General features: G+C 73.5%; 13 protein-coding genes. 4 read left to right on the top strand and 9 right to left on the bottom strand.

Annotated elements, in window-relative coordinates; translation table 11 throughout:
* Positions 1–27 precede the first annotated feature (27 nt).
* A complete protein-coding gene (locus ACQPZF_RS29195; protein WP_433262345.1) occupies positions 28–519 on the top strand; it encodes a hypothetical protein in 492 nt (163 codons plus the stop codon).
* Between the two features lie 31 nt (positions 520–550).
* Here the strand turns inward: ACQPZF_RS29195 and ACQPZF_RS29190 are convergent, their stop codons facing one another.
* Positions 551–709 carry a hypothetical protein gene (locus ACQPZF_RS29190; protein ID WP_433262343.1) on the bottom strand — a complete coding sequence of 53 codons (159 nt, stop codon included), beginning with the start codon at positions 707–709 and terminating at the stop codon, positions 551–553.
* 191 nt (positions 710–900) lie between these two features.
* Between ACQPZF_RS29190 and ACQPZF_RS29185 the strand changes: the two genes are divergently transcribed.
* Positions 901–2,163: a serine/threonine-protein kinase gene (locus tag ACQPZF_RS29185; protein WP_433262341.1), complete on the top strand. Its 1,263-nt coding sequence runs from the start codon at positions 901–903 to the stop codon at positions 2,161–2,163.
* A gap of 5 nt (positions 2,164–2,168) precedes the next feature.
* Here ACQPZF_RS29185 and ACQPZF_RS29180 read toward each other — a convergent pair whose 3' ends face one another.
* The 8 genes from ACQPZF_RS29180 to ACQPZF_RS29145 all read right to left on the bottom strand — a co-directional run bounded on the left by ACQPZF_RS29180 (position 2,169) and on the right by ACQPZF_RS29145 (position 8,306).
* The gene (locus ACQPZF_RS29180; RefSeq protein ID WP_433262339.1) at positions 2,169–3,125 is read right to left on the bottom strand and encodes a TIGR03557 family F420-dependent LLM class oxidoreductase; all 957 of its coding nucleotides are present in this window, start codon (positions 3,123–3,125) and stop codon (positions 2,169–2,171) included.
* Between the two features lie 8 nt (positions 3,126–3,133).
* A complete protein-coding gene (locus ACQPZF_RS29175; RefSeq protein WP_433262338.1) occupies positions 3,134–3,781 on the bottom strand; it encodes an HAD family hydrolase in 648 nt (215 codons plus the stop codon).
* Positions 3,782–3,922: 141 nt separating this feature from the next.
* Entirely contained in the window at positions 3,923–4,651 is a 729-nt protein-coding gene (locus ACQPZF_RS29170; RefSeq protein ID WP_433262336.1) for an alpha/beta fold hydrolase, read from the bottom strand.
* Positions 4,652–4,846: 195 nt separating this feature from the next.
* Positions 4,847–5,767 carry an anti-sigma factor RsbA family regulatory protein gene (locus ACQPZF_RS29165; RefSeq protein WP_433262333.1) on the bottom strand — a complete coding sequence of 307 codons (921 nt, stop codon included), beginning with the start codon at positions 5,765–5,767 and terminating at the stop codon, positions 4,847–4,849.
* 52 nt (positions 5,768–5,819) lie between these two features.
* Complete coding sequence (locus tag ACQPZF_RS29160) at positions 5,820–6,323, bottom strand: GNAT family N-acetyltransferase (protein ID WP_433262331.1); 504 nt, start codon at positions 6,321–6,323, stop codon at positions 5,820–5,822.
* A gap of 2 nt (positions 6,324–6,325) precedes the next feature.
* Complete coding sequence (locus ACQPZF_RS29155; protein ID WP_433262329.1) at positions 6,326–6,682, bottom strand: hypothetical protein; 357 nt, start codon at positions 6,680–6,682, stop codon at positions 6,326–6,328.
* A gap of 327 nt (positions 6,683–7,009) precedes the next feature.
* The gene (locus tag ACQPZF_RS29150; protein ID WP_433262328.1) at positions 7,010–7,387 is read right to left on the bottom strand and encodes an STAS domain-containing protein; all 378 of its coding nucleotides are present in this window, start codon (positions 7,385–7,387) and stop codon (positions 7,010–7,012) included.
* Positions 7,388–7,400: 13 nt separating this feature from the next.
* Complete coding sequence (locus ACQPZF_RS29145) at positions 7,401–8,306, bottom strand: Ppx/GppA phosphatase family protein (RefSeq protein ID WP_433262326.1); 906 nt, start codon at positions 8,304–8,306, stop codon at positions 7,401–7,403.
* Positions 8,307–8,504: 198 nt separating this feature from the next.
* On the opposite strand from ACQPZF_RS29145, the gene ACQPZF_RS29140 reads away from it, so the two are divergent.
* Both ACQPZF_RS29140 and ACQPZF_RS29135 read left to right on the top strand, forming a co-directional pair.
* Positions 8,505–8,654: a hypothetical protein gene (locus tag ACQPZF_RS29140; RefSeq protein WP_433262324.1), complete on the top strand. Its 150-nt coding sequence runs from the start codon at positions 8,505–8,507 to the stop codon at positions 8,652–8,654.
* A gap of 145 nt (positions 8,655–8,799) precedes the next feature.
* Entirely contained in the window at positions 8,800–9,912 is a 1,113-nt protein-coding gene (locus tag ACQPZF_RS29135; protein ID WP_433262322.1) for a carboxylate-amine ligase, read from the top strand.
* The last annotated feature ends 5 nt before the right edge of the window (positions 9,913–9,917 follow it).

Genomic DNA, 9,917 nt, shown 5'->3' with positions numbered 1-9,917 from the left:
GCGGCGGCCGACCACCCGGAGAAGCCGATGAGACGCCTGCGCTTGTTGACGCACGCGGTGGCCGCGGCGACGCTGGCCGCCGGTCTGCTGACCGCCGTGTTCACCGGCACGGCCAGCGCGTGTAGCTGTTATCCGGGCGACACCGAGCCGGCCCGGTACGCGAGGGCCGACCACGTGTTCGCCGGGGTCGTGCTCAGCGAGAAGCTGGAGCTCAACGACCCGGAGGTGAGCTACGACGACAAGTACCGCTACGCCGTCCGGGTGGGCCGCGAGCACAAGGGCGACGTGCCGCGCCGGGTGGACCTCCTGACCTCCACCAGCGGCGCGGCGTGCGGTGTCCGGCTCACCGTGGGCACGAAGTACCTGGTGTTCGCGCACGGCGCCGGCGGCGACGGCGCTGTGGAGACGCACCTGTGCAGCGGCACCCGCCTGGCCTCGGGCGGTCCGCCCAGCACCGCTCCCACGCAGACGTCGACCACGACCCCGCCCACGACGCCCTGCGCGACTGCCGCGCCGTGACGGGAGGTGACCGCCGGCGTCCCGTCGGCGGTCACAGCTCGTCGGCTCGGGCGTGTTCGTATTCCTCGTCGGGATCGGCTTCGCCGTCCACCACGTCCCTGGTCCCGTCCACCTCGCCCAGCGCGTCCAGCTTCGCCTCGGGGTCCTCGATGAACTCGTTCAACGTCGGTTCCCGCTCCGGTCCGGTCATGGCGGGGGTTTACCCGCTGCTGCGGCAGCCCGAACGTCCGGACTTCACCCGACCGGGGAGAAGTCGGCGGTTTGTGACGGGAGTGCTACGGGTAGATGGACTCGAAACGGCAAACCGGGTAGCCCACTCCGGAGCGTGACGGGTACGTTGCGGGCACGGATGGCTCGGTCGGAGCAGCGGAGGTCGACCGGATGTGGGACGGGGACCTGACCGGTGAAGTGGTGGACGGGCGGTACGCGTTAGGGAACCTGTACGGCTCCGGCGGCATGGCCGAGGTCTACCGGGCGCTCGACACCAAACTGGACCGCAGGGTCGCGATCAAGCTGTTCCAGGGCTCCGCCACCCACGAGGACCAGGTCAGGCTGGACCGGGAAGCCCAGGTGCTGGCCGGGCTGCGGTGCCCCGGCGTGGTCACCGTGTACGACACCGGCTCGTTCCGGGGCCGCCCGTTCTACGTGATGCAGCCCGTCGACGGCGGCACGCTGCGCCGGCGGATGCGCGAGCCGCTGGCCCCCGAGGTGGTGGCCCGGATCGGCACCCAGGTCGCCGAGATCCTCGTCCACGTGCACCGGCACGGTGTCGTGCACCGCGACGTGAAGCCGTCCAACATCCTGCTCGAACCCGGTGAGCGCCGCGCCTACCTGGCCGATTTCGGGCTGGCGCTGCAAGCCCAGGTCACCCGGGTGACCCGGTCCGGGATGCTGGTCGGCACGGCCGGCTACCTCGCGCCGGAACAGGTGCGCGGCGGGGAGGTCGGCCCGGCCGCCGACATCTACGCGCTGGGCCTGGTGCTGCTGGAATGCCTCACCGGGCGGCCCGAGTACCCCGGCGGCGACACCGAGGCGGCGCTGGCCCGGCTGCACCGCGAGCCGCGCATCCCGGCGAACCTGCCCGGCCCGTGGGGCGACGTGCTGACCGCCATGACGGAGTCGCTGCCCACCCGGCGGCCCACCGCCCAGGAGTGCGCCCGGCTGCTCGCCGACGCCGAACTGGCCAGTGTCGGCGCGGCCCCGCTGACCGCCGTGGAGGTCGTGGAACGGCCCGCGGCGCCGCCGGTCCCGCCCGTGCCGTCCCGCCGGAAGCCCGTGCTGCTGCTCAGCGCGGTCGTGGGCGGGGTGGGCGTGCTGGCGATGCTGGCCGCCGTGAGCCTGTCCGACGACGCGGCCCCGCAGGACCTGCGGCAGCAGCTTGACGCGCCCGCCGCCACCGCCGAGGGCACGTCCGTGCCGTCGGCGTCCACGGTGACGGTGGTGGAGCAGCTTCCGGCGGAGACCGTGGTCGTGTCGGCCGCGCAGCCGGTCGGGGAGCAGCCGGTCGACGGGCAGCCGGTAGATGGGCAGCCCGCCGTCACCACGACCGAAGCCGCGCAGCCGCCGCCGACCACGAAGAGCAAGAAGAACGGCCCGCCCCGGAACGGCGAACACGGCGGCAAAGACCAAGACGACGAAGGCTGACCGGGTCAGCGCAGGGCGGGCAGCAGTTCGTTCCGCGCGAAGTCGAAGAACTCGTCCTGGTGGTCGCCGCCGATCTGGACCAGCGCGAGGTCGGTGAACCCGGCGTCCGCGAACGCGCGCGCCGCCTCCGCGATCGGCCCGACCTCCGGCCCGCACGGGATCTTCTCCGCCACGTCCTCCGGCCGCACGAACTGGGTCGCGCCCGCGAACCCGGCCGGGCCGGGCAGCTCGGCGTTGACCTTCCACCCGCCCGCGAACCAGCGGAACTGCTCGTGCGCGCGGGCCACCGCCTTGTCCCGGTCGGGATCCCAGCACACCGGAAGCTGCCCGATCTTGCGGGACTCGCCGCCCTGGAACACGTCCCAGCTCTGGCTCAGCTCGGCGTCCGGCTCGGTGGCGACCATCGCGTCGGCCAGCGGCGCGAACGTCTGCACCGACTGGCTGCCGGACACCGCCACCCCGATCGGCACCCGCCGCTCCGGCAGGTCCCACAGCTTCGCCGAGTCCACCCGGAAGTGGCTGCCCACGTAGTTGACGTGCCCGCCGTCGAACAGCATCGTGATGATCTCCACGGCCTCCCGCAGCATCTCGTGCCGCACGTTCACCGGGGGCCAGCCACGGCCGACGACGTGCTCGTTCAGGTTCTCGCCCGCGCCGAGGCCGAGCATGAACCGGCCGCCGCTGAGGAGCTGCACGGTCGCGGCCTTCTGCGCCACGACCGCCGGGTGGTAGCGCACCGTCGGGCACGTCACGTAGGTCATCAGCTCGACCCGGTCGGTGACCTGGGTGACCGCGCCCAGCACGCTCCACGCGTACGGCGCGTGCCCCTGCTCCTCCAGCCACGGGAAGTAGTGGTCGCTCATCACCTCGAAGTCGAACCCCGCCTGCTCGGCGCGGGCGGCGTGCCGCACCAGCGCACGCGGTCCCGCCTGCTCCGTCATCAGCGTGTAGCCGATCCGCACGGTTCCTCCTACGCCATCGGCAGGTCGGTCAGGTCCGCCCGCAACTGGTCGAGTTCGTCGTAGACGGTGGACGCGCCGTGCTCCCGCAGCTCGGCCGCGCCGAACCCGCCGGTCCGCAGCGCCACCACCGGCAGCCCGGCCCGCAGCGCCGCGTCGCAGTCCCACACCGAGTCCCCGACGACCACCGCGCGCCCGTCCGAGTCGACGCGGCTCATCGCCACCTCGATCAGGTCGGGCGCGGGCTTGGACTGCTCCACGTCGTCGGAGGACGTCGACACGACACCGCCGGCGTCGATGAGCTTGAGGTAGTGGTCCACGTGGTGGCGCTTGCCGGAACTGGCCAGCACGACCGCCAGGTCCAGCTCCTGGGCGGCCTTCACCAGCCGGTGCGCGCCCTCCAGCGGCCGGACCTCGGCGAGCATCGGCTCGAACGCGGCCTCCCACGCGGTGCGGATGCCGTCCCCGTGCTCGTCCTCGACGTGCTGTCCCGCGACGGCGGCGACCAGCTTGTCCCCGCCCATGCCGATGGCGCGGTGCAGCCGCCAGGTGGGCACCGTGATGTCGAACCGGCGGAACGCCCGGAACCAGGCGACGGCGTGGTGGTAGTTGGTGTCGACCAAGGTGCCGTCGACGTCCAGGACCAGCGTGTTGCCCATACCGGCGGGGTTAGCCCGACCGGCCCACCGGCAAACCGCCGGGACGGGACGGGCCGGGAGCCCTTGATCAGGTTCGGACCGGAGCGCTCGACCAAGGTCGGGGCCGGAGTCCTCGATCAGGTTCGGGCCGGGAGCGCTCGATCAGGGTCGGGTCAGGAAGCCGTCGATCAGCCGGATCCACTCGGCCGGGGCCTCCAGCGCGGGCGCGTGGCCGCTGTCCAGCTCGGCCCAGCGCGCGCCGGGGATCGCGTCGGCCAGCGCGCGGGTCGTGGCCGGGGCGATGAGCCGGTCGTGCTTGGTGCCGATGACCAGCGTCGGGACGTCCAGGTCCGCCAGCTCGGCGGTCAGGTCGATCCGCTGCACGAGGTCCAACTGCTCGTCCACGCCGGGCGGCAGGGTCAGCGCCACGATCTCCAGGAAGCCCTCCACCTGCTCGGCGGTCATGGCGCGGTGGTACGGCCCGCCCAGCACGACCGACATGATGAACCCGGCCAGCTCGGCGCGGTCACCGGTCAGCAGCCGCCGCCACTCGGCGGTGCGGGCCCGGGTCTCGTCGTCGATCCGGGCGAACCCGGCGGTGAGCACCAGGTGCGACACCCGTCCGGGATGCCGCAGGGCGGCCCGGACCGCGACCGCGCAACCCATCGAGTAGCCGAGGACCGCGACCCGGGGCGTGTCGCCCGCCGCGGCCACCAGCCGGTCGGCCAGGTCGTCCAGCTCCAGCGGGTCCGTGGCGCGCGGGGTCTTGCCGGAACCGGGGAAGTCCACCGAGAACACCGGGCGCGTGCGCGACAGGGTGGGGATCAGCGGGCCGAAGTTCGCGCGCACGGTGCCGCCGGCGCCGTGGGCGAGCAGGAGGGCTGGGGTCACCTGGTCGATTCTGCCGGCCGGCCGGCCCCGATCCCGGTTCTCCGGCGGACAGGCGGATGAGCGGCAGGCGGGCGAGCGGGCAGGCGGGCAGGCGGGCGGAGATCGGGCGAGCGGGCCGGCGTGCGGAGAGAAGGGCGTGCGGAGAGACGGGCGGGCGGAGAGCGGGCGGGTGGAGAGCGGGCGGGCAGGGACTTCTCAGGCGGCGGCCAGGTAGACGCGGATCGACGTGCCGTCCTCGTGGGTGTGCACGCGCACGAGGTCGCACAGCAGGTTCACCAGCATCACCCCGAACCCGCCGTGCGTGGACAGGCCCGGATTGCGGCGGCCGACCATCGGGTCCGCCAGCCGCCCGTGGTCGCGCACCTCGCACACGACGGTCGGGCCGACCCGCCACAGCAGCAGCGTGCCGGACCCGCCCGCGTGCACGACGCTGTTGGTGGCGAGTTCGTTCACCGAGATGACCAGGTCCTCCACCTGGTCCTCGGACAACCCGGCGCGGAACGCGAACGACGCCACCGCCCGGCGCGCGGCGATCAGGCTGTCCAGGTCGAACGGGTACGCGACCGCGTCCGCCGGAGGCGCGGGCAGCGGCCGGTTGAAGTCCTCGGCGGTCAGGTACGGCTCGCGGTAGCCGTCGCTCGGCCGCCGCCGCGAGTCCTCCACCACGACCGGGTGGGTGGCTTCGGCGTCCACCAGCACGTCCGGCGTGAGGGCGCTGGTGTCGTACGGGCACAGGATCCAGGCCGGCCGGTCCTCGAAGGCGGTGTTGATCAACGCCTCGTGCTGCACGCACGCCGGGTACTCCAGGTCCGTGCGCCCGGCCCAGATCGGCTCGCCGATGATCCGCACCCGGCCGCCGCGCGCGTTGTCGGCGAACGCGGCCAGCACACCGGGGATGATCCGACCGGGATTGCGCCCGGCGCGGATCATGTCCAGGAACTCGACGCGGTCGGCGTGGCCGCCCAGCGCTCCGCGCAGCAGGTCGAGGTTCGCCTGGGGCACGGCGACCAGCACGGGCTCGCCGACCGCGAGCCCGTCCCGCACGAAGGGCACTGTCCCCGCCAGGTACTGCTCGGCGTCGCGGTACAGCAGGGCTTCGTGCACGAAATCGACCACTGGGTGAACCTCCGAACGGTTGCCGGCGGGAGGTGCCCGCTCAGTATCGCGTTCAAACCCCCGTCCGCGGCACACGCCGCAGGCATACCCGTTTCGAACGTTCCAAACCCCTCGCGTCCTCGGCGTCCATGATCGCTCGGAGCCCCGGGGACAGCTCGGTGACCTCTTCGAACCCCAGCCGCACGTAGTACGGGGCGTTCCAGGGGATGTCCCGGAACGTCGTCAACGTCAGCCCGCGCAGCCCGTTGGCCGCGGCCCAGCCCTCGACGTGGTCCAGCAGTCGCGCGCCGATGCCTTGGCGGGCGTGCCCGGGGTGGACGCTGACCTGCTCGACGTGCGCGTACCCGTCGACGGGCTCGGCGGCGATCCAGGCGACCGGGCGGGGGTCGGCGGCCACCCAGACGTGGAGCCGGCGGAGCGTGTCGAGCGGCATGGGGTCGTCGTCGGCGATGTCCGGCAGGCCGAACTCGCGGAACGGCTCGCCGGAGGCGACCTCGACGGCCTGGAGGACCGGGAACTCGTCCGGTCGGGCGGGGCGGATGTCCACGTCCCGCATGATCACCCGGTGGTGAAGGCCTGCTCAACCTCATTCGCGAGCGCTTCGAGGAGCCGTGTGGCCAGCGTCTCGTCCGGGTGATCGAGTTCGAGTTCGGCCACGCTCCGGCCCGCGCCGAGGGGACTGACGCGCAGGGCCCCCGCGCACTCGCGGTCGGCGAGGGCCGTCCAGGACAGGATCAGGTGGTCCAGGTCGGCGGTGAGACGGATCTGGGTCAGCCGGGAGTCCTGGCGGAGGATGAGGATGTCGTCGTTGAGACCGACCAGTTCGAGCGGCGGCGGCAACCAGTCGGCAAGCCGCTGCGGCTCGGCCGCGGTGGCGAACACCAGATCGGGCAGGGCCGGGATGTCACGTCTCACCGTAGTCACCTGACCGGGTTACCCGACGAGCCGCGGACTATGCCTGGACCAGGCACTTTCGGGGACAGCCGGACTCCCGCCCGCCGGAATCGCCGGTACTCCCGGGACGAGGTTGTCGGTACCCCGTGGGACGATCGAACCGGGGGCCCGGAGGCCACGGCCGTCTCACGGCGGGCACCGATCCCGAGATCGTTCCGCGCCGGCGAGCGGCGGTGTCGGTGGTGCCGGACACCGGCCTGAAGATCGTCCCGCGCCCGCGGGCGGCGGTGCCGTCTGGTGCCGGACACCGGCTTGAAGGTCGTTCCACGCCGGACACCGGGCTGAAGGTCACTTCGAGCCGCCGGGCGGTATCCGCTGATCCGGGATGGCACGCCCGGCAGCCGCCGCCGCAACGTCGGGGAAGTGCGGGAACAGCCGGTCCAAATCGGTGCGCTGGAACACCCGCTGCACGTGAGGCGGCACGGCGGCCAGCCGCAGCCACCCGCCGGCCCGCTGCGCCCGCGCCCGGGTGCGCACCAGCGCGCTCATGGCCTGCGCCCCGCAGAACGCCACCCCGGCCATGTCCAGCACGATCCGGTCCCGGCCCTCGGTCACCAGGCGGTCCAGTTTGTCCAGCACCCGGCGGGCACCCGCCAGGTCGAGCTCTCCGGTCGCCACGACCACCGCGCACCCCGTCCGGTGGGCCTCGACCGACAACGCCAGCATTCCCTGGTCCCCTTCACGCCACCCGGCAGATCTCGTCGTCACCCGCCCCGGTCAGGGTGAGCAGCAGTCCCTCCCTCGTCGACCACGGGCTGATGGCGACCTCGTCGTGCCCGGCGGCCTTCATCAGCGCCTCGACCACCCGCGCGCCCGCGACGCACTGCCCGGCGCGGTGGCGGGAGATGCCCGGCAGGCGGGCCCGTTTCCGGGCCGGCATCGCCGCCAGGCGCGGTGTCCAGCGCCGCAGGTCGTCCAGCCGCAGTGTTCTCGGCACGTGCGGTCCCGCGCGTTGGGGGCGTGCTCCGGAGAGCCTCGCGAGCTGCTGGAACACCTTCGAGCAGCCGACCGCGTAGTGGCCCCGCACGTCGCCCAGCAGCGCCCGGACCTCGGCCTGCACGATCGCCGGGTCGACGGGGCGTCTGGACAGGGTGCGCGCGCCGTAGGGCAGCGACGCGACGGCGCACGGCTCGGCCTCGGTCCCGGTGGCCACCTCGACCGTGCCGCCGCCGACGTCCAGCACCAGCATCGGGCCGACCTCGGCGCCGAACCAGCGGCGGGCCGCCAGGTAGCTCAGGCGGGCCTCCTCGTGCCCGGTCAGGACCGTCAGGCGGGTGCCGGTGCGGTGGGCGACCTCGGCGAACACCTCGGGCGCGTTCGGCGCGTCACGCAGCACGGACGTCGCCCAGGGCACCAGCCAGCGCACGCCCGCCCGCTCGGCGACGCGGCGGGCCTTCCGGACGGCCGCGACGACCTCCTCGACGCCGTGCCGGCTCAGCCCGCCCTGCTCGTCCAGGGCCAGGTCGAGGCGCAGCCGGGTCTTGTGGGACAGCAGGGGGCGCAACAGCGAGTCCTCGACCACGACGAGGTGCGCGCTGAAGCAGCCGACGTCGAGCACGCCGACCTGACCTGGTCCTCCGGACATCCGTAACCACCAAACCACTGCTGAACGAGGTACCGGGGGTGCCCACGGCGACATCGGGTGAAACCACGCTGAGTTTGCGTAGCCCTACGTAGTACTACCCGGATTGTTCGGGGTCGCGCGTCGCCCGAAGGTGGGTTCCAGTGGCCGCCACTGTTCACTCCACCCCTGCTTGGCGGCCGGGTGGGACGGAGAATCCCAATGCGACATGATCGCTTGACCCGGCGACGTGTCGTGACCGCCTGCCTGGCGACGACGGCTCTGCTGCTGACCGGAGTCGGATACGGGTACGCGGCGGGTCGGCAGGCCGAGGGCGGCATCCGCGGCGCGAACGCGCCGGGCTCCAACTGACAGGTGCGGGGTGAGGCGGCGGCGTCCGGGTGGGCGCCGTCCGCCGTGCCGTGAGGCTTCGGAGTGTCCGGCCCGGGGTATCTCCACGGGCGACGAAGGGAGCGCCCGTGGAGATCGGGACCGCACCGCGCCCGCTGCCGCGCCTATGACGACGACCACGGTCGGTGTGGAGGAGGAGTTCCTCCTCGTGGACTCGGTGACCCGCCGCACCGTGCCGCGGGCCGGGGTGGTCCTCAGCCGGGTCGGGGAGCTGCCGCCCGGCGCGAAGGTCGACCCCGAGCTGTTCGGCACCCAGGTGGAGTTCGCCAGCGGTGTCTGCACCGACCTGGACGACCTGCGCGGGCAGTTGGCCGCGGGTCGTCGGGCGCTGGTGGACGCGGCCGGGGCGGAGGGCGCGCTGGTGGTGCCGTCCGGCACGCCCGTGCTGGCCGACCCGGCGCCGCCGTTGGCCGCCGGCGAGCGGTTCCGGCGGATCTCGGACATCTACGGCGGTCAGGTCGCGGACTACCAGTGTTGCGGCTGCCACGTGCACGTCGGTGTGCCGGACCGCGACACCGCGGTCGCCGTCGTCAACCACCTGCGGCCGTGGCTGCCCACCCTGCTGGCGCTGTCGGTGAACTCGCCGTTCGCCCACGACCGGGACACCGGCTTCGGCAGTTGGCGGATGGTGGACCAGTCGCGCTTCCCGGGCTCGGGCGTCCCGCCGCGGTTCGGGTCGGCGGACGAGCACGACGCGGCGGTCGACCTGCTGGTGGACTGCGGTGTGTTGGTGGACGCCGGTATGACCTTCTGGCTCGCGCGGCCCTCGCCCCGGTACCCGACCGTGGAGGTGCGCGTCGCGGACACGGCGGCCACGGTGGAGGAAGCGGTGTTGCAGGCCGGGTTGACGCGGGCGTTGGTGGACCGGGCGCTGGCGGACCTCGCGGCCGGGCGGGAGGCGCCGGAGCTGGACGACCGCGTGCTCGCGGCGGCCGTGTGGTCGGCCTCGCGGTACGGGGTGGACGGTCCGGGCGTGGATCCGTGGCGGGGCGGGCGGGTGCCGGCCGTGGACTTGGCGCGGTCGCTGGTGGAGCACGTGGCCGGCGCTCTCCCCGGCGCGCTGTCGAAGGCGCTGGACGGAGCCTTGGAGAACGCCTTGGCCGAGGGCAGCGGCGCGCGGCGGCAGCGGCGGGCGGCGGTCCGCGGCCCCGTGGCGGTGGTCGACATGTTGGCACGCGCATGCATCGCACCGCCGGGATCGGGTAACCCGCCGCCGTGACGACT

Source organism: Actinosynnema sp. CS-041913 (genome assembly GCF_050942485.1).
Taxonomy (GTDB): domain Bacteria; phylum Actinomycetota; class Actinomycetes; order Mycobacteriales; family Pseudonocardiaceae; genus Actinosynnema.
This window is presented reverse-complemented; position numbering and strand designations above follow the sequence as displayed.